The 17,549-nt window shown below is 71.9% G+C and carries 18 protein-coding genes; 4 read left to right on the plus strand and 14 right to left on the minus strand.

Annotated features, from left to right (window positions below; genetic code table 11):
• Positions 1–44: 44 nt before the first annotated feature.
• Positions 45–542 carry a hypothetical protein gene (locus ABD297_RS17790; protein ID WP_344256402.1) on the minus strand — a complete coding sequence of 166 codons (498 nt, stop codon included), beginning with the start codon at positions 540–542 and terminating at the stop codon, positions 45–47.
• 285 nt (positions 543–827) lie between these two features.
• Positions 828–2,201 (minus strand): L-serine ammonia-lyase, encoded by a 1,374-nt coding sequence (locus tag ABD297_RS17795; protein ID WP_344256403.1) that lies wholly within the window; start codon positions 2,199–2,201, stop codon positions 828–830.
• A gap of 182 nt (positions 2,202–2,383) precedes the next feature.
• On the opposite strand from ABD297_RS17795, the gene ABD297_RS17800 reads away from it, so the two are divergent.
• On the plus strand, positions 2,384–2,713 hold the full coding sequence (locus ABD297_RS17800; protein WP_344256404.1) for a hypothetical protein: 330 nt from the start codon (positions 2,384–2,386) through the stop codon (positions 2,711–2,713).
• Position 2,714: 1 nt separating this feature from the next.
• Complete coding sequence (locus tag ABD297_RS17805; protein WP_344256405.1) at positions 2,715–3,662, plus strand: ornithine cyclodeaminase family protein; 948 nt, start codon at positions 2,715–2,717, stop codon at positions 3,660–3,662.
• Positions 3,663–3,693: 31 nt separating this feature from the next.
• Here ABD297_RS17805 and ABD297_RS17810 read toward each other — a convergent pair whose 3' ends face one another.
• The 5 genes from ABD297_RS17810 to ABD297_RS17830 all read right to left on the minus strand — a co-directional run bounded on the left by ABD297_RS17810 (position 3,694) and on the right by ABD297_RS17830 (position 9,114).
• A complete protein-coding gene (locus ABD297_RS17810) occupies positions 3,694–4,353 on the minus strand; it encodes an SDR family oxidoreductase (protein WP_344256406.1) in 660 nt (219 codons plus the stop codon).
• A gap of 109 nt (positions 4,354–4,462) precedes the next feature.
• Entirely contained in the window at positions 4,463–5,278 is an 816-nt protein-coding gene (locus ABD297_RS17815) for an SRPBCC family protein (RefSeq protein ID WP_344256407.1), read from the minus strand.
• A 7-nt stretch (positions 5,279–5,285) separates the two neighbouring features.
• Positions 5,286–6,143: an FAD binding domain-containing protein gene (locus tag ABD297_RS17820; protein ID WP_344256408.1), complete on the minus strand. Its 858-nt coding sequence runs from the start codon at positions 6,141–6,143 to the stop codon at positions 5,286–5,288.
• On the minus strand, positions 6,140–8,635 hold the full coding sequence (locus ABD297_RS17825; RefSeq protein ID WP_344256409.1) for a xanthine dehydrogenase family protein molybdopterin-binding subunit: 2,496 nt from the start codon (positions 8,633–8,635) through the stop codon (positions 6,140–6,142). Before ABD297_RS17825 ends, ABD297_RS17820 begins: the two co-directional genes overlap by 4 nt.
• The gene (locus ABD297_RS17830; RefSeq protein WP_344256410.1) at positions 8,632–9,114 is read right to left on the minus strand and encodes a (2Fe-2S)-binding protein; all 483 of its coding nucleotides are present in this window, start codon (positions 9,112–9,114) and stop codon (positions 8,632–8,634) included. The genes ABD297_RS17825 and ABD297_RS17830 overlap by 4 nt, the downstream gene beginning before the upstream one ends.
• Positions 9,115–9,300: 186 nt before the next feature.
• Between ABD297_RS17830 and mgrA the strand changes: the two genes are divergently transcribed.
• Positions 9,301–10,344 (plus strand): L-glyceraldehyde 3-phosphate reductase, encoded by a 1,044-nt coding sequence (mgrA, locus tag ABD297_RS17835; RefSeq protein ID WP_344256411.1) that lies wholly within the window; start codon positions 9,301–9,303, stop codon positions 10,342–10,344.
• A 61-nt stretch (positions 10,345–10,405) separates the two neighbouring features.
• Here the strand turns inward: mgrA and ABD297_RS17840 are convergent, their stop codons facing one another.
• From ABD297_RS17840 to ABD297_RS17850, 3 genes are all read right to left on the minus strand, one after another.
• Entirely contained in the window at positions 10,406–10,975 is a 570-nt protein-coding gene (locus tag ABD297_RS17840) for an NADPH-dependent FMN reductase (RefSeq protein WP_344256412.1), read from the minus strand.
• A 116-nt stretch (positions 10,976–11,091) separates the two neighbouring features.
• Complete coding sequence (locus ABD297_RS17845; RefSeq protein WP_344256413.1) at positions 11,092–11,919, minus strand: sterol desaturase family protein; 828 nt, start codon at positions 11,917–11,919, stop codon at positions 11,092–11,094.
• Positions 11,919–12,728, minus strand: coding sequence for a FadR/GntR family transcriptional regulator (locus tag ABD297_RS17850; RefSeq protein ID WP_344256414.1), 810 nt, complete (start codon positions 12,726–12,728; stop codon positions 11,919–11,921). Before ABD297_RS17850 ends, ABD297_RS17845 begins: the two co-directional genes overlap by 1 nt.
• An 83-nt stretch (positions 12,729–12,811) precedes the next feature.
• Here ABD297_RS17850 and ABD297_RS17855 point away from each other — a divergent pair, with 83 nt between their 5' ends.
• A complete protein-coding gene (locus ABD297_RS17855; RefSeq protein WP_344256415.1) occupies positions 12,812–13,282 on the plus strand; it encodes a PaaI family thioesterase in 471 nt (156 codons plus the stop codon).
• A 29-nt stretch (positions 13,283–13,311) separates the two neighbouring features.
• Here the strand turns inward: ABD297_RS17855 and ABD297_RS17860 are convergent, their stop codons facing one another.
• The 4 genes from ABD297_RS17860 to ABD297_RS17875 form a co-directional block, all read right to left on the minus strand.
• On the minus strand, positions 13,312–14,253 hold the full coding sequence (locus ABD297_RS17860) for an SGNH/GDSL hydrolase family protein (RefSeq protein ID WP_344256416.1): 942 nt from the start codon (positions 14,251–14,253) through the stop codon (positions 13,312–13,314).
• Between the two features lie 76 nt (positions 14,254–14,329).
• Entirely contained in the window at positions 14,330–15,502 is a 1,173-nt protein-coding gene (locus ABD297_RS17865; protein WP_344256417.1) for an XdhC family protein, read from the minus strand.
• The gene (locus ABD297_RS17870) at positions 15,495–16,628 is read right to left on the minus strand and encodes a vWA domain-containing protein (RefSeq protein WP_344256418.1); all 1,134 of its coding nucleotides are present in this window, start codon (positions 16,626–16,628) and stop codon (positions 15,495–15,497) included. The genes ABD297_RS17865 and ABD297_RS17870 overlap by 8 nt, the downstream gene beginning before the upstream one ends.
• The gene (locus tag ABD297_RS17875) at positions 16,625–17,530 is read right to left on the minus strand and encodes an AAA family ATPase (RefSeq protein ID WP_425581192.1); all 906 of its coding nucleotides are present in this window, start codon (positions 17,528–17,530) and stop codon (positions 16,625–16,627) included. Before ABD297_RS17875 ends, ABD297_RS17870 begins: the two co-directional genes overlap by 4 nt.
• Positions 17,531–17,549 lie beyond the last annotated feature (19 nt).

Genomic DNA, 17,549 nt, shown 5'->3' on the forward strand with positions numbered 1-17,549 from the left:
GCCCCCTTCGAGGGGCGGGGCGGGGACCGGGCCGACCCTTCCGCTCACCCCTCCGGAGCGGAGCAGGTGCCCTTGTCCCAGGTGAAGCTCGAGCCGGGCGACCAGTGGCTGACGATCTGCACCTTGACGATGCCGCCGGAGGTGACGTCGTGCAGCACCCAGTGCTCGGTGTCGGTGAAGACGAGCGGGGTGCCCGTCCCGTCGACCTTGCCGCCGAACCAGGACGCCCCCGAGACCGTGTAGAAGTCGCCGTTCGAGCCCTGGAGCGTGACGCCGCTCGTGTTGACGGTCCCCGTCTCGTGGAACACGCCCTGCGCGTCGACGTTCCAGTGGTCGACGACGTTGACCGTGCCGGTGAGAGCGGTGATGTCGCCCGTGGGCGCTGCGCACTCGAAGACGGCACCGGCGGCAGGGAACGAGGTGTGCTCGGTCCCTCCGTTCGCGGGTGCGGCGCCGGCCGAGACGGCAGCTCCCATGGTCAGTCCGATGGTGCCCAGTGCGGTGACGCCGGCCATGACGGCACGGCTGCGCAGTGAACGCATGTGTCTCCCCTTTTCCCCTTGTTGACCAGCCGGCGCAAGGCCCCCGAGGTCGGCGGGTGGCACCGATCGGTGCCACCATCCAAGGTGCTCCGACTGATGTCGGTAGAGACGGAAAAGGCTCAACTGCCAGCGAACTCGCAGGAAACCCGGCCCTGTCTGGGACGTCCCTGCACGCAAAACGACACATTCACCGCGCATCGACGAGCCGCCCCCGGCGGGCTCTCCGGGCCGAGTGGTCGGGCCGAGTGGCCGGGCCGAGTGGTCAGTCGGGACGGACCGAGTGGGTCAGCACTCGATGACGTTGACGGCGAGCCCGCCGCGCGCGGTCTCCTTGTACTTCACCTTCATGTCCCGGCCGGTCTCGCGCATCGTCTTGATCACCTTGTCGAGGCTGACGACGTGCGAGCCGTCGCCGCGCAGCGCGGTGCGGGCGGCCGTGATGGCCTTGACCGAGGCGATGGCGTTGCGCTCGATGCAGGGGATCTGCACGAGGCCGCCGACGGGGTCGCAGGTGAGGCCGAGGTTGTGCTCCATGCCGATCTCGGCGGCGTTCTCGACCTGCTCGGGCGTGCCGCCCATGACGGCGGCCATCGCGCCGGCGGCCATCGAGCAGGCCGAGCCGACCTCGCCCTGGCAGCCGACCTCGGCGCCGGAGATCGAGGCGGTCTCCTTGTAGATGACGCCGATCGCGCCGGCCGTCAGCAGGAAGCGGACGATGCCGTCGCGGTCGGCGCCGTTGACGAAGTTCGCGTAGTAGTGCAGCACCGCCGGGATGATCCCCGCCGCGCCGTTGGTCGGCGCGGTGACGACGCGGCCGCCCGATGCGTTCTCCTCGTTGACGGCGAGCGCGTAGAGGGTGATCCAGTCCATGCCGCGCAGGGGGTCGTCGCTCGTGCCCTCGAGCTGCAGCCGGCGCGCCAGCTCGGGCGCGCGGCGCCGCACCCGCAGGCCACCGGGCAGCACACCCTCCGTGGCGATGCCGTTGCGCACGCACTCCTTCATGACGCGCCAGATTTCGAGGAGGCCGTCGCGGACCTCCTGCTCGGTGCGCCACGACAGCTCGTTCTCGAGCATGATCCGGGCGATGGACTTGCCGGTCTCCTTGCAGTGCGCGAGCAGCTCGTCGCCGGTGCGGAACGGGTGAGCGACCGGCGTCGAGTCCTCGACGATCTTCGTCGAGCCGTCGGCATCCTCGCCGACGACGAAGCCGCCGCCGACGGAGTAGTAGGTGTGCTCGGCCACCACGACGCCGGCGGCGTCGAGCGCCGTGAACGTCATGCCGTTGGGGTGCAGCGGCAGCGTCTTGCGCCGGTGCAGGGTGAGGTCCTCGTCCTCGACGAAGTCGATCTCGTGCGTGCCGAGCAGGGCCAGCCGCTTCGTGCCGCGGATCTCCGCAAGTCGTCCCTCGACCGCCCGCGGGTCGCAGAGCTCGGGCCGCTCCCCCGTGAGGCCGAGCAGGACGGCCTTGTCGCTGCCGTGGCCGTGACCGGTCGCGCCGAGCGAGCCGAACAGCTGCGACCGCACGCGCGCGACCCGCTCCAGCGCACCCTCGTCACGCAGGCGCTCGGCGAAGAGCGCCGCGGCGCGCATCGGACCGACGGTGTGCGAGCTCGACGGCCCGATGCCGATCGAGAAGAGGTCGAAAACGCTGAGCGCCATGGTGTCCTGACTTCGTGTCGTCGTTGACGGCTGCCGCCCGGGGTGGTGGACGACCGGACGAGCGTACGTCCACAGCCACCCACCGCGCACATGCCCCGGAGTAGCCACCGAGTCGCCGCCGAGCCACCATCGACTCGGCGTCCGGTCGAGCGGCTGCCCCGTGCCGCCCCTAGAGTCGAGCGGTGCCCCAGGTCAGCGCCGACGTCCACGTGCCGCTCCCGCCACCGGTCGCCCGCGCGCTGACCGCGACCGCGGGCGAGCCCTCTCTCCGGCTGCCTCCGCACGTTCGCCCCGCACCCCTCACCTGGCGCTTCGACGCCGAGGACGAGGGGACCCTCGTCGTGATGGCGCTGGCGTATGCCGTGTCGCCCGCCTGGGTGCGCCCGCTCACGCACGAGGTCACCCAGTGGGCGCTGGCCAGGCAGCTGCGCGGGCACCTGGCGAAGGTCCGGGCAGCAGCAGCCGAACCGGCGCGGGTCGAGCGTGCGCGGGCCGCCGCGGCGGAGGCCTGAGATGGACCAGCCCCGCTGGGTCGACGCCGCAGAGGTACGCCGCAACGTGTCACCGGACCGGGCGCGGCGGCTCATCCGGCGCGAGCTCGCCGACGGCTTCGACCCGGCCTCGGACCCACCCCGTCAGGCCGTGCCGGCCGGCGACGGGCAGCTGCTGGTCATGCCGTCGGCCAACCGGCGCGCGGCCGGAGTCAAGGTGCTCTCGGTCGCGCCCCGCAACCCGGCGCGCGGCCTCGACCGCATCCAGGCGGTCTGCGTCCTGCTCGACGCCGACACCCTGAGCCCGTCGGTGCTCGTCGACGGCACGGCGGTGACCTCGCTGCGCACCCCCGCCGTCTCGGCCGTCGCGATCGACGCCCTGGCGCCCGCCGACGTCGAGTCCGCAGTCATCTTCGGGAGCGGGCCGCAGGCGCTCGGTCACGCGGAGGCGCTGCTCGCCATCCGGCATACGTCATCGGTGACGGTCGTCGGCCGGCGCGGCGACGCCGCCCGCTCGACGGCGCAGCGGATCTCGGGACTCGCCTCCACCCACCGGCTCACGGCGCGGGGCCTCACGGTCGACGACCGGCTGGTCGAGGCGGCGGTCCGCGAGGCGCAGGTCGTCGTGACCGCGACGTCGGCGGCGACCCCGGTGCTCGGCGACGACTGGGTGGCCGACGGGGCGTGCGTCGTGGCCATCGGCTCGCACGAGCCCCACCGGCGCGAGCTCGGGTCGGCGCTGCTCGGGCGCTCGCTCGTCGTCGTCGAGGACGTCGGCACGGCGCACCGCGAGGCCGGCGACGTCATCCTCGCTGCCGCGCAGGGCGCGCTCGACTGGGCCGACGTGCACACCCTGCGCGACGTCGTGCTCGGGCGGGTCGAGCGGGCGACCGACCGGCCCAACGTCTTCAAGAGCGTCGGCATGGCCTGGCAGGACCTCGTCATCGCCGAGCACGTCATCCACCCCTGACTCCAGTGGTCAGGTGGTCGGGTCAGGCGGGTCAGGCGGGAGGGGCGGCGACGACGTCGTCGATGGGCTGGAAGCCGTCGTTGAAGGCGATGATGCGCTTCGCCGTCGTGTCCGGGTGCGCGACGACGGAGCGGATCACGTGGGCCACGTTGTCGCGCGACACCTCGCCGGCCTCGACGCCCGCGCCCGCCGCGATGTGGCCGGTCGCGGCGCCGAGCGTCAGGCTGCTCGGGCGCAGGATCGTCCACGCGAGGTCGGTCGTCTTCAGGTGCTCGTCCGCCGCGGCCTTCGCCTCGGCGTAGGCGTAGAAGCCGTTGTCCGCGGGCACGCCGTGGTCAGGGCCTGCGCCGAAGTAGCTCACCATCACGTAGCGCCCGACGCCGCCCTGCGCGGCCGCGTCCATCGAACGGATCGCCGCGTCGCGGTCGACCGCATAGGTGCGCTCAGGGCTGCCGCCGCCGGCGCCCGCTGTCCACACGAGCACGTCGCTGCCGCGCACGAGGTCGGCGATCTGGTCGGCCGAGCTGTTCTCGACGTCGAGCACGGTCGCCGTGGCGCCGGTGGCCTCGACGTCGGCGACGTGCTCGGGGTTGCGCACGACGGAGGTGACCTCGTGGCCGTCGGCGACGAGCAGCGGGGCGGCGAGCAGGGCGACCTTGCCGTGGCCGCCGATGAGCGTGACGCGGGACATGACTCTCCTCGGGTTGGGGTCGTGGGTCTCCTCGGTCCAACACGCGACACCGACGAGGTATGCCGCAGGCCCGGCCGCGTCGGCGGCCGGGCCTGCGGGTGGGGCTGGGTCAGCTGCCGCTGCCGCGGCCGAGGAGCCAGCCGATGACGACGCCGATCGCGGCGGCCGCTGCGTAGCCGGCATACCGCTTGATGAGCACCGGCATGACGGCCGAGCCGAGGTCGAGCGGTGCGTCCTCCTCGACGTCGGCCGGCACCACGCGCGGCGGGTGCGCGTGATGCGCTGCGTGTGCTGCCGGAGCCGAGGCCGCCGTCCGAGCTGCACCAGTGTCGGCTGCGAGCGCGTCGGAGGCCGTCTCGACGTAGCCGTTCGAGGAGGCCGGGGCGGGCGCGCCGGCCGGAGCCGCCGCACCCCCCGAGGCCGCTGCACCCGCCGGAGCCGCGGCCGCCACCGGAACGGCCGGCGCCTCCGCCGCTGCCGACGGCCCGGTCAGCTGCTTCTCGATGCAGGCGACGAAGGCCTGGAGCAGCTTGTCGGACACGTCCTGCATGACGCCCCGGCCGAACTGGGCCGGCTTGCCCGTGACGGCGAGGTCGGTGACGACGTCGGCGCGGGCGCCCTCACCGTCGGGACTCAGGGTGATGGACACGGTGGCGCCGGCGGTGCCGTTGCCACGCTTGTCCTTGCCCTTGGCCTCGATGACGGCGTGGTGCGTCGCGTCGTCGCGCTCGACGAACGAGCCCGACCCGGAGTAGACGAGCGCGATCGGCCCGAGCTTGACCTTGACCGTGCCGGAGAAGCCGTCGTCGGTCACCTCCGTCACGGTCGCCCCGGGGAAGCACCCGCCGACGCGCTCGAGGTCCATGAAGAGGCCCCACGCGTCGTCGACCGAGGTCGGCACGGTGAAGGAGTGCGTCAGGTCCATCCGGGCATCACGCTCCTGCCGCGGCGAGGACCGCGCGCCGCGTCAGCACCGTGGCGAGGTGCTTGCGGTAGTCGGCGTCGCCGTTGAGGTCCGAGGGCGGGTTGGTGCCCTCGGCGACGGACGCGACAGCCGCCCGGACGGCCTCGTCGGTCGCGGGCTGCCCGACGAGGGCCTCCTCGACCGAGCGTGCCCGCAGCGGCGTCGAGCCCATGTTGGTCAGCCCGACCCTGGCCTCGGCGATCGAGCCGCCCTCGCTGCGCACGGTGGCCGCGACGCCGACGATCGACCACTGGTGGCTGACGCGGACGAACTTCTCGTAGTGCGCGCCCCACCCTGTGTGCTTCGGGATGCGGATCTGCGTCAGCAGCTCGCCCTCCCCGACGGCGGTCGTGAAGAGGTCCTCGAAGAAGTCCTCCGCGGCGACCGTGCGCGTCGAGCCACCGGCTCCCGCGATGACGAGCTCGGCCCCGAGCGCGAGCGCCGGTGCGCCGACGTCACCGGCCGGGTCGGCGTGCACGAGCGCGCCGCCCACCGTGCCGCGGTGGCGGATCTGCGGGTCCGCGACGGTGGCGACCGCCTTGGACAGCAGGGCCGCGTGCATCGACACGGCCTCGGAGGCGAGCAGCGCGGCATACGTCGTCATGGCCCCGATGACGAGGTGGTCACCGTCCTCGGTGACGCCCTGCAGCTCGGGGATGCGCCCGAGGTCGATGACGACCCCGGGAGCGTTGAGCCGCATGCGCAGGATCGGCAGCAGCGACTGGCCGCCGGCGAGCACCTTGGCCTCGTCGCCGTGCTCGGCGAGCGCCGCCACGGCCTCCTCGACCGAACCGGGTGCGAGATAGTCGAACTGGGCGGGGATCATGCCTGGCTCCCTTCGCTCGCGGCGCCGGGATCCTGGTTGGGGACCCCCTCGTCGAAGTGCGGCGCTGCGTCGCGCTCACCCTCGCCGGGGACCGAGCGGCCCTTCTCGATCGCCTTCCACACCCGCTCGGGCGTGCACGGCATGAGGATGTCGTTGACGCCGAACTGGCGCACCGCGTCGACGATCGCGTTGACGACCGCCGGCGTCGAGGCGATGGCGCCCGCCTCACCGACTCCCTTGGTGCCCAAGGTGTTGTAGGTCGACGGCGACGTCGTGTGGTCGGTGACGAAGCTGATCGTGTCGGCCGACGTCGGCAGGGTGTAGTCGACGAACGAGCCGGTCACGAGGGTGCCCTGCTCGTCGTACTCGGCGCCCTCCCAGAGGGCCTGGGCGATGCCCTGCACGAGGCCTCCGTGGACCTGGCCCTCGACGATGAGCGGGTTGATGATCGTGCCGATGTCGTCGACGCAGACGTACTTGCGCATCGAGGTCGCACCGGTCTCGGTGTCGACCTCCATCGCGCACAGGTGGGTGCCGTGCGGGAAGGAGAAGTTGTCGGGGTCGAAGGTCGCGTCGGCGTCGATCGAGGGCTCGACGCCGTCGGGCAGGTTGTGGCCCGTCCACGTCGCGATGGCGACCTCGGGCATCGAGATGCCCTTGTCGGTGCCCTTGACGCCGAACGTCCCCGCCTTGAACTCGATGTCGTCGACGCTCGCCTCGAGCAGGTGGGCCGCGACGACCTTGGCCTTCTCGATGACCTTGTCGGCGGCCCGGACGACGGCCTCGGCGCCCACGACGAGCGAGCGGGAGCCGTAGGTGTCCATGCCCTTCGGGGAGACCTGGGTGTCGCCGTGCAGCACCTCGACGTTCTCGAAGGGGACGCCGAGCCGGTCGGCGACGATCTGGCTCCACGCCGTCTCGTGGCCCTGGCCGTGCGGCGAGACGCCGGTGATGACCTCGACGGTGCCGGTCGCGAGCATGCGGATGCTGGCGCTCTCCCAGCCACCGGCGCCGTAGTTGAGCGCGCCGAGGATGCGGGACGGCGCGAGGCCGCACATCTCGGTGAACGTCGAGACGCCGATGCCGAGCTGCACGGGGTCGTTGCTCTCGCGGCGGCGCTTCTGCTCGGCCCGCAGCTCGTCGTAGCCGAAGAGCTCCTTGGCCTTCGCGGTCGCGGCCTCGTAGTTGCCGGAGTCGTAGGTCATGCCGGCGACGGTCGTGAACGGGAACTCGTCGTGCGTGATCCAGTTCTTCTCGCGGATCTCGAGCGGGTCGACCCCGACCTCGGCCGCGAGCTCGTCCATGAGCCGCTCGATGGCGTAGGTCGCCTCGGGCCGGCCGGCGCCGCGGTAGGCGTCGACCCACGTCTTGTTGGTGTAGTAGTTCGTCACGTTGAACTGGTAGGCCGCGAACTTGTAGATCGAGTTGAACATCCACGCGCCGAGCACGGGCACACCGCCGCCGACGAGCGCGGCATACGCCCCGAGGTCGGCCATGAGCTCGACCTTGAGTCCGGTGACGCGGCCGTCCTTCTCGGCGGCGAGCGTCAGCTTCTGCCACTGGTCGCGGCCGTGGTGGCCGCTCACCATCGTCTCGGAGCGGGTCTCGGTGTACTTGACCGGCTTGCCGAGCTTGCGCGCGACCGCCAGCGTCGCGAACTCCTCGGGCGTCGTCTGCAGCTTGCCGCCGAAGCCGCCGCCCACGTCGGGGGCGATGACCCGGATCTTCGACTCGGGCAGGCCGGTCGTCGCGGCGATGCAGAAGCGCAGCACGTGCGGCACCTGCGTCGAGGTCCACATCGTCACCTGCTCGCCGGTGGGGTCGACGACGGTCGAGCGCGGCTCCATGAAGGCGGGGATGAGCCGCTGCTGGCGGTACTCGCGCTCGATGAGGATGCCGCCCTCGCGGGCCTTGGCGATCGACTCCTCAACGTCACCGCCGCTGCCCTGGCCGGCGGAGTCGAGCTGCCACACGGCGCTCGTGTTGGTGCCGAGGTCGGGGTGCGCGAGCACCTCGTCCTTCGCGGCCTCCTTGAGGTCGAGCACCGCAGGCAGCTCGTCGTACTCGACGTCGACGAGCTCGGCGGCGTCACGCGCCGCGGCGGCCGACCGGGCCGCGACGACGGCGACGATCTCGCCGGCGTGCGCCACGTGCGTCACGGCGACGGGCAGGTGGTCGGGGCTCTTCTGCTCGGCCGACACCGGCCACGCCGTGATGTTGACACCCTGGATGTCCTTGAGGTCCTCGCCGGTGAAGACGGCGATGACGCCCGTCGACGAGCGCGCCTCGCTGGCGTCGATCGAGCTGATCGTCGCGTGCGCGAACGGGCTGCGCACCATCGCGAGGTGCAGCATGCCGGGCAGCTGGATGTTGTCGGTCCAGCGGGTGCGGCCGGTGATGAGGCGCTGGTCCTCCTTGCGGCGACGCGCCTTGCCGATCTCGCCGGCTGGGGCGTCGGCCGCGTCGGCCGCCCGGTCCTCGGTGATCGTCATGACGACACCGCCTGCGAGCTCATCGTGCTCGCCGCCTGCTGCACGGCCTTGACGATGTTGTGGTAGCCGGTGCAGCGGCAGAGGTTGCCCTCGAGACCCTCGCGGATCTCCTGCTCGCTGGGGTCGGGGTTGTTCTTCAGCACGTCGCAGGCCTGCATGATCATGCCGGGCGTGCAGTAGCCGCACTGGAGGGCGTGGCACTCGTGGAAGGCCTGCTGGACCGGGTGGAGCTCGCCGTTCTCGGCGAGTCCCTCGATCGTCGTCACCTCGTGCCCGTCTGCCTGGACGGCGAGGACGTTGCACGACTTCACGCTCGTGCCGTCGAGGTGCACGGTGCAGGCACCGCAGTTGCTGGTGTCGCACCCGACGACGGTTCCGGTCTTGCCCAGCCCTTCACGGAGGTACTGGACCAAAAGGGTCCTGGGCTCGACCTCGTCGGAGTAGCTCACCCCGTCGACGGTCACATTGATACGGGTCATGCTGTCGGTCCTCCTGCCACGCTGCAGTTGACATCGTTGACTTCCCCACGCGCAGTCTTACTCGCCGTCACCTGCTTCACAAGGGCAACAGGAAGAACCTTCAACATCCACAGGGGACGTCCGGGACACGACGCGTCGTGGGCCCCGCCTTTCGCGGCATACGTCCCTGCGACGAGACTGGGACGCATGACTCTCCATGCCGACGACTACCAGGCCGCGCGCACCCGCTACGACTCGATGACCTACCGCCGCACGGGCCGTTCGGGGCTCGACCTGCCCGCCGTCTCGCTCGGCCTGTGGCACAACTTCGGCGACGACGTGCCGCTCGACCGCCAGCGCGCGACCCTGCGCCGAGCCTTCGACCTCGGCGTCACGCACTTCGACCTCGCCAACAACTACGGCCCGCCCTACGGCAGCGCCGAGCGCAACTTCGGCGCCATCTACGCGCAGGACTTCAAGCGCTACCGCGACGAGCTGATCCTCTCGACCAAGGCGGGCTACGACATGTGGCCGGGCCCGTACGGCCAGGGTGGCGGCAGCCGCAAGTACGTCCTGTCCTCGCTCGACCAGTCGCTGCAGCGGATGGGCGTCGACTACGTCGACATCTTCTACTCCCACCGGTTCGACGAGACGACGCCGCTCGAGGAGACGATGGGCGCGCTCGACACCGCCGTGCGCCAGGGCAAGGCGCTGTATGCCGGCATCTCCTCCTACTCGGGTCCGCGCACCCGCGAGGCCGTGCAGATCCTCCGCGACCTCGGCACGCCGCTGCTCATCCACCAGCCGAGCTACTCGATGCTCAACCGCTGGGTCGAGGAGGACCTGCTCGACGTGCTCGGCGAGGAGGGTGTCGGCTGCATCGCCTTCAGCCCGCTCGCGCAGGGCATGCTCACCGACAAGTACCTCAACGGCGTCCCGGAGGGCTCGCGCGCGTCGCAGGACAAGTCGCTGTCGACCGACCTGCTGACCGAGCAGAACCTCACGCACATCCGTGCGCTCAACGAGATGGCCAAGCAGCGCGGCCAGTCGCTCGCCCAGATGGCGCTCGCGTGGATCCTGCGCGACCAGCGCGTCACGTCGGTGCTCATCGGCGCCTCGTCGGTGGGCCAGCTCGAGAACAGCCTCGGCTCGCTCGACAACCTCGACTTCTCGCAGGAGGAGCTCGACACGATCGACCAGCACGCCGTCGAAGGCGGCATCAACCTCTGGAAGACCTCGAGCGCGCACTGACCCCGTCGGGAGGTCGTATGCCGTGTGGCCCGGCCACACGGCATACGACCTCCGCGTGGCGTCAGTTGCGCGGGAGGACGGTGAGGACCCGCTCGATGTGGTCGCGGAACTCCTGCATGAAGTCGGTGAGGAAGGTCGCGGTCGACTCGTCGGTGACCTCGCCGTCCTCGGTGATGAGGCCCGGCCGGAGGGTCACGTAGGCCTCGGGCGAGGTCATCTGGCGGGCGTTGCAGAAGCTGAGGACGCCGCGCAGGCTCTGCTGGGCGAGCGCCGTGCCGATCTGCCCGGGTGAGGCGCCGATGACGGCGGCGGGCACGTGGTTGAAGGAGTTCTGCCCCCACGGGCGCGAGGCCCAGTCGATGGCGTTCTTCAGGGCGCCGGGGATCGACCGGTTGTACTCCGGCGTCACGAAGAGGACGGCCGCCGACGCCGCGAGCGCCTCCTTGAGGGCGCGTGGCTCGGCGGGGTAGTCGGCGTCGAAGTCCGGGCTGTAGAGCGGCAGGTTGCCGATGGGGATCTCGGTGAACTCGAGGTCCTTCGGCGCGAGGCGGATCAGGGCCTTGCTCAGGGTGCGGTTGATCGAGGTCGATGACAGGCTGCCGACGAGGTAGCCGACCTTGTAGGTGCTCACGATGTCCTCCTGGTCCGGGAGCGGGCGCCGCTCCCATCACTCCATCGTGGCCCTCGGGCCCGGGCTCGGCCAGACGTGCCGGCCCAGTTCCGGCCGGGTGCCGGCTCGGTCGGCGCTCAGGTGCCGGGCTGCCAGCCGGGACCGCGGAGCACGTGCCCCCAGCGGGCGCGCCAGGTGCTCGCGGCTCGCACGTCGGCCCAGATCGAGGCGTACTCGTGGGTGGCGACGACGAGCGGGTTGTGGGTGCGCAGCTGCTTGGTCAGGCCGTAGACGACGCGGTCGCCCTCGGGCTCGAAGGAGCGGAAGAGGCGGTCCCAGACGATGAGGATGCCGCCGTAGTTGCGGTCGAGGTAGGCGTTGTTCATGCCGTGGTGCACGCGGTGGTGGGAGGGCGTGTTCATGACGAACTCGACCGGGCGCCAGAGCTTCCCGACGCGCTCGGTGTGCAGGAAGAACTGGTAGATGAGCGAGATCGACTGCTGGAGGAAGATCGCCCAGACGGGCACGCCGAGCAGGGCGAGCGGCGCCCAGAACGGGATGCCGCCGAAGGGCGTCCACGTCTGGCGCAGCGCGGTCGAGAAGTTGTAGCGCTGGCTCGAGTGGTGCACGACGTGGCTGGCCCAGAGGATGCGCACCTCGTGGTGGGCGCGGTGGTACCAGTAGTAGGCGAGGTCCTCGGCGAGGAAGATGACGACCCACACCCACCAGAGCGAGGTGTCGAGGCGGAGGGGCGTCACGGCATACAGCGCGGCGTAGACGAGCAGCTGCAGGGCCTTGTAGAAGATCCCGATGCCGACGCTGCCGAGGCCCATGGTCAGGCTCGTGACCGTGTCGCGCACCTCGTAGCCGACCTCGTCGTCGTCGGGCGCGAACCACAGCGAGACGACCTCGATGACGATGAACGCGATGAAGAAGGGGATCGCCGTCAGGATGATGTCGACCATCAGGCGCCTCGGGTCACCGGGTCCAGGGTGCGGCCGGAGTCGGTGAGCGAGGCCCACACGTCGACGGCTTGGCTGAGGATCGCGTCGGCGAGGCGCGCGGCGAGCTCGGCGTCGCCGGCGGCGATGGCGGACGCGAGCGGGGCGTGCGGCAGCAGGTCGGCGCGGTCGGCGGCAAGGAGGGCGTCCATGACGTCGGGGCCGCTGTCGATGGCCTGGACGAGCGAGTTGAGGGCGAGCCGGAAGGTGAGGTTGCCGCTCGCCTCGACCACCGCGAGCCAGAAGGCGCGGTCGGCGTCGGGGTGGTCGTCGAGGTCGTATGCCGCCGCTGCCGCCACGACGCTGTTGCGGGCCTCGCACGACGCTCGGGTCGCGGCGACGCGGGCCGCTTCGACGCCGATGCAGCGGCGCATCTCGAGGCCGTCGCGCAGGATCATCGGGTCCAGGCCTTCGCCGGAGCGGGCGAGGTGGCCGAGCAGGTCGAGGCCGGCGGTGCTGCGGACGTCGAGGACGGTCGTGCCGCCGCCGTGGACGACCCGGACGAAGCCGGCGGCCTGCAGGCGCTGGAGGGCCTCGCGGACCGCGTGCCGGTTGACGGCGAAGGAGGCGGCGAGCTCGCGCTCGGGCGGCAGGGAGTCGCCGGGGGCGAACCGTCCGGTCAGGATCGCGTCGCGCAGCTCGGAGAAGACCTGGGCGGAGACGGACCGGCGCTTGACCGGCTTGAAGCCGGTGTCGGGACCGGCGTGGTCGGCGGTCTCGGTAGAGATCTCAGCGACGGTCACGGCGGCGGTCTCGGGGGTGCTCTCGGGCATGAGGTCGAGGATGACACCGGCGCCGCGACTCATCAAGAGGTTGGACCACTTCTGTGGCGCAGCGCACGGGTAGCGTGACCCGCATGTCCAGCGAGCGCAGCATCCAGGAGCGGCTCTATCCCGACCTCCCGTGCTTCGGCTGCGGCCCGGGCAACGCCAAGGGGCTGCAGCTGCGGAGCTACTCGCTCGGTGAGATGGCCGGCGACGGGGTGACGGCGACCTTCACGCCGTGGCCCGAGCACGACAACGGTCTCGGCTACCTCAACGGCGGCATCATCGGCACGGTCCTCGACTGCCACAGCGCGGCGGCCGTCATGCTCGAGGCCGAGCGCCACGGGTGGGCGCCGCTGCCCGGCGCCGACCTGTCCTACGTGACGGCCGGGCTCGACGTGCGCTTCCTGCGGCCGGCGCCGCTGCACGACGCGGTCGAGCTGCACGCCGTCGTCACCGAGGCCGACGAGCCGCAGATGACCGTCGCCGTGCAGCTGCGTCACGACGGCAAGGTGCGAGCCGAGGCGACGGCCGTGTGGAAGCGCTGGCGGCCGCGCACCTGAGCCGAGGTGGGCCGCCCAGCCGACCTGGCCTAGCCGAACATCGCCGCGGTGAAGTCGGCCGCGATCTTCGTGTGGCCCGACCGGACCGGGTGCAGGCAGTCGGTGCCGCCGACGAAGTCACCGGCGCCCAGGGTGCCGAAGGTGTCGGCGACCTTGGCCCCGTTGGCGGCCGAGATGCCGCGGATGAGGTCGTTGAAGCCGGCCGGCAGCGTGCCGAAGCCGGGGAGCGTGCCACCCTCGAGGAACCAGTTGGCGAAGGGGCCGGCCTGGGGGTTGGCCTGTCCGATGTAGCAGTAGGGCAGCGGGTTGTAGTAGGTCATGGTGATGATCGGGGTGTTCGGACCGGCGGCGGCGCGCAGCTCGGCGAGGATCGTCGCGTAGCGCACCGAGAAGGCCGCGAAGGCGGTCTGGATCGCTGCGGGGCAGCCGCTGCGGTCGGAAGCGAGGCAGGCCGAGGTGATCGGCCCGAAGATGTCGTTGCCGCCGACGGTGAGGGTGACGACCTCGACGTCGTTGCGCGGGTTGGCGTCGTGGTTGCGGGCCCGAAGCATGGGCAGGGCGACGGGGAGCTGCTCGTCGATGACGGTCTGGGTGGTGACGCCGGGCTTGGCCGGCTGTCCGTCCATCGCGGGGACGCCGGAGCGGGCGAGGTTGACGACCTGGAGGGCCTTGCAGCCGGTGCGCGCGTTGGTGCTCGCAGCGGGCAGGCAGTTGAGGCGGTCCTTGAGCACGGCGTCGAACTGGGCGACGTAGCCGTTGGCGCGCCAGCCGGCGACGGTCGTGGCGTAGTCGACGATCTCGGGGGCGGACGCCTGGCCGTTGGCGATCGAGTCGCCGAGGGCGAGGTAGACCGGCAGGCCCGGGACGGGGTCGACACCTCCGGACTGCGCCTGAGCGGCCGGGGATCCCAGTCCCGTCAGTCCCGTCACGAGCAGGGCCACGGCCCCGACGACCCACACCGGACGCTTCATCGCTGTCACCTCTCGTCAGATCCCGAGTGCGTCACACGCTAGACCTGCCGGAGCGCCCGGCGGCGTGGAACCGAGGTCACTCCCCCACCGGGTTGTCGTGCGCCGGATGGTGGTGGTGGATGGGTCCCTCGGTGGCGGCGAGCCGCTCGCCGGCACCGCCCCAGCGCAGCGCGATGATCTCCGCGGCGATCGAGACGGCGGTCTCCTCGGGCGTGCGGGCGCCGAGGTCGAGCCCGATGGGCGAGCTCATCCGGGCCAGCTCGTCGTCGGTGAGCCCGGCCTCGCGGAGCCGGTCGAGCCGGTCCTCGTGGGTGCGGCGCGAGCCCATGGCGCCGATGTAGGCGACGTCGGGCAGGCGCAGCGCGACCTCGAGCAGCGGCACGTCGAACTTCGGGTCGTGGGTGAGCACGGCGATGACGGTGCGGCTGTCGATGCGGCCCTCGTCGACCTCGTGCTGGAGGTAGTCGTGCGGCCACTTGACGACGACCTCGTCGGCGCCGGGGAAGCGGGTCTTCGTGGCGAAGACGGGCCGGGCGTCGCAGACGGTGACGTAGTAGCCGAGGAAGCTGCCGACCCGGGCCACCGCCGCAGCGAAGTCGATGGCGCCGAAGACGAGCATCCGCGGCTTGGGCGCGTGCGCGGCGACGAAGACGCGCATGCCCTCGCCGCGTCGCTCGCCGTCGGGACCGTAGGTGAGGATGGCCGAGCGACCTTGCGCGAGAAGCCCTCTCGCGTCGTCGCGCACGGCGTCGTCGGCACGGCCGCTGCCGAGTGAGCCGAGCACCGAGGTCTCGTCGTCGTCGCCCTCGGTCTCGGGGTGCACGACGACGCGGCGCCCGACCCACGTCGGCTCGGGGTGCTCGATCACGGTGACGACGGCGACGGGCCGACCGGCCGCGATGTCGGCGGCGACGTCGCCGAGCTCGGGGAACGTCTCGCGTGAGACCTTCTCGACGAAGACGTCGAGGATGCCCCCGCAGGTGAGGCCCACGGCATACGCGTCGTCGTCGCTGACGCCGTAGCGCTGGAGCACGGGCCGGCCGGACTCGACGACCTCCTGGGCCAGCTCGTAGACGGCGCCCTCGACGCACCCGCCGGAGACGGAGCCGACGGCCTCGCCCCCGGGGCCGACGAGCATCGACGCGCCGGCCTGGCGCGGCGCCGAGCGCCACGTGCCCACGACGGTGCCGACGCCGACGGTCTCGCCGGCCGACCACCACTGGATCAGCTCGTCCATCACCTCACGCACGGGCCACCACCTCGATCAGCTCCTCGAACGCCGAGAGCGAGTGCCCTGCGACGAAGTCGTCGATGTGCGGGAGCGCCGCGACGATCCCCTGCTGCACCGGCTGGTAGCCGACCTTGCCGCGGTGCGGGTTGGCCCACACGACGCGGTGCGAGAGGGCGGCGAGGCGACGCATCTGCTCGCCGAGCACCTCCGGCCCCTCGCGCTCCCAGCCGTCGGAGACGACGACGACGACCGATCCTCGGGCCATGCCGCGGCGGCCCCAGCGGTCGAGGAAGGCGCCGATGGCCTCGCCGAGGCGGGTGCCCCCCGACCAGTCGGGCACGACGCGACCGGCGGCGGCGAGCGCCCGGTCGGGGTCGCGCTCGGTGAGCGCGCGGGTCACGTGGGTCAGGCGGGTGCCCATGGTGAAGACCTCGACGTGCGGGACCGTGCGCACGAAGACGTGCGCGAGGCGCAGGAGGCTGTCGGCATACGGGCTCATCGACCCGGAGACGTCGATGAGGAAGACGATGCGGCGGGGGCGGGTGCCGCGGCGGCGGTGGTGGATGCGGCCGGGCTCGCCCATGCGGCGCAGCTGCTCGCGGAGGGTCGCGGGGCCGTCGATCAGGCCGCTGCGTCCGCGGACGTGACGGCGGGCGCGGCGCAGCGGCGAGCGCGGGTCGAGGCCGGCGAAGAGCCTTGCGGCAGCGGCACGGTCGGCCGCGCTGAGGGTGGCGAGGTCGCGGTGACGGAGCACCTCCTGCGCGCTGGCACGGGCCTGGACGCTGTCGGAGTCGCCGTCGCCGGCCTCGCCCTCGCCGCTGTCGAGCGGAGCCTGGCTCACGGGCGGGCGCTGGACGTCGACGTTGCGTCCCTTGGGCACGTCCTCGCCGCCGAACCACCGCTCGAAGAGCTCGTCGTATGCCGGGAAGTCCGCGGGCGTGGACGTGAGGGTCGCGCGGCCGGCCCAGTACACGCCCGAGCGCTCGCCCATGCCGACGGCGGCCGCGGCGACGAGGAAGGTGCGCTCACGGTCGGCGGTGACGTGCAGGCCGGCGGCGCGCAGGGCGCGGGCGAAGCCGAGGAGCAGCTCGTCGACGTCGGGCTCGGCGGGTCCGGCGGGTGGGGGCGCGGCGGTCAGGGTCATGCGGTGAGCAGCTTGTCAAGCGAGGCGCGGATCCTCTCGGAGTCCTCGCGGTACTTCAGGGCGGCGCCGAGGGTGGCGGCGGCGACCTCGGGGTCCAGGCGCGTGGCGCCGACGCTCTCGAGGGCGCGGGCCCAGTCGAGCGTCTCGGCGACGCCCGGGGGCTTGATGAGGTCGCCGCTCGTGCGCAGGCGCTGGACGAGGGTGACGACCTGCTCGGCGAGCGCGGCGCTGACCTCGGGCAGGCGGGTGCGCACGATCTCGAGCTCGCGGGCCAAGCCGGGGTGGTCGATCCAGTGGTAGAGGCAGCGGCGCTTGAGAGCGTCGTGCAGCTCGCGGGTGCGGTTGGAGGTGAGCACGACGATCGGCGGGGTCTTGGCGGCGATGGTGCCGAGCTCGGGGATCGTCACCTGCCAGGTGGAGAGGACCTCGAGGAGGAAGGCCTCGAACTCGTCGTCGGCGCGGTCGATCTCGTCGATGAGCAGCACGCAGGGCGCTTCGCGCAGGGCCTGGAGCACCGGGCGGGCGAGGAGGAAGCGCTCGTCGAAGAGCTCGGCCTCGAGGGCCTTGGCGTCGTGGTGCTCGTCGCGGCTGAGGGCCTCGACGGTGCGCAGGTGCAGGATCTGGCGCGGGAAGTCCCAGTCGTAGAGGGCCTGCGTCGCGTCGATGCCCTCGTAGCACTGCAGGCGGATGAGCTTGAGGTCGAGCGCCTGGGCGAGGCCCTCGGCGAGGGCGGTCTTGCCGGTGCCGGGTTCGCCCTCGAGCAGGATCGGACGGTTCAGCCGGGTCGCGAGGAAGGTGATCGTCGCGAGTGCCTCGTCGGCGAGGTAGCCCGTGCCGCCCAGGGCGGTCGTGACGTCGTCGGCACTGTTGAACAGGTGATCCATCCCCTGAGCATCACTCATGAACCGAGGTTGCGGAAGC

Origin of the sequence: Terrabacter carboxydivorans (assembly GCF_039532035.1) — a bacterium.
In the GTDB taxonomy this organism is placed as follows: Bacteria; Actinomycetota; Actinomycetes; order Actinomycetales; family Dermatophilaceae; genus Terrabacter; species Terrabacter carboxydivorans.

Coding starts and splice junctions, on each gene's coding strand:
- ABD297_RS17855 (WP_344256415.1), top strand. CDS start 12,812: ATGTCCAGCGAGCGCAGCATCCAGGAGCGGCTCTATCCCGACCTCCCG.
- ABD297_RS17870 (WP_344256418.1), bottom strand. CDS start 16,628: ATGACCCTGACCGCCGCGCCCCCACCCGCCGGACCCGCCGAGCCCGAC.
- ABD297_RS17825 (WP_344256409.1), bottom strand. CDS start 8,635: ATGACGATCACCGAGGACCGGGCGGCCGACGCGGCCGACGCCCCAGCC.
- ABD297_RS17820 (WP_344256408.1), bottom strand. CDS start 6,143: ATGATCCCCGCCCAGTTCGACTATCTCGCACCCGGTTCGGTCGAGGAG.
- ABD297_RS17860 (WP_344256416.1), bottom strand. CDS start 14,253: ATGAAGCGTCCGGTGTGGGTCGTCGGGGCCGTGGCCCTGCTCGTGACG.
- ABD297_RS17795 (WP_344256403.1), bottom strand. CDS start 2,201: ATGGCGCTCAGCGTTTTCGACCTCTTCTCGATCGGCATCGGGCCGTCG.
- ABD297_RS17845 (WP_344256413.1), bottom strand. CDS start 11,919: ATGGTCGACATCATCCTGACGGCGATCCCCTTCTTCATCGCGTTCATC.
- ABD297_RS17815 (WP_344256407.1), bottom strand. CDS start 5,278: ATGGACCTGACGCACTCCTTCACCGTGCCGACCTCGGTCGACGACGCG.
- mgrA (WP_344256411.1), top strand. CDS start 9,301: ATGACTCTCCATGCCGACGACTACCAGGCCGCGCGCACCCGCTACGAC.
- ABD297_RS17805 (WP_344256405.1), top strand. CDS start 2,715: ATGGACCAGCCCCGCTGGGTCGACGCCGCAGAGGTACGCCGCAACGTG.
- ABD297_RS17790 (WP_344256402.1), bottom strand. CDS start 542: ATGCGTTCACTGCGCAGCCGTGCCGTCATGGCCGGCGTCACCGCACTG.
- ABD297_RS17875 (WP_425581192.1), bottom strand. CDS start 17,530: ATGAGTGATGCTCAGGGGATGGATCACCTGTTCAACAGTGCCGACGAC.
- ABD297_RS17830 (WP_344256410.1), bottom strand. CDS start 9,114: ATGACCCGTATCAATGTGACCGTCGACGGGGTGAGCTACTCCGACGAG.
- ABD297_RS17810 (WP_344256406.1), bottom strand. CDS start 4,353: ATGTCCCGCGTCACGCTCATCGGCGGCCACGGCAAGGTCGCCCTGCTC.
- ABD297_RS17850 (WP_344256414.1), bottom strand. CDS start 12,728: ATGCCCGAGAGCACCCCCGAGACCGCCGCCGTGACCGTCGCTGAGATC.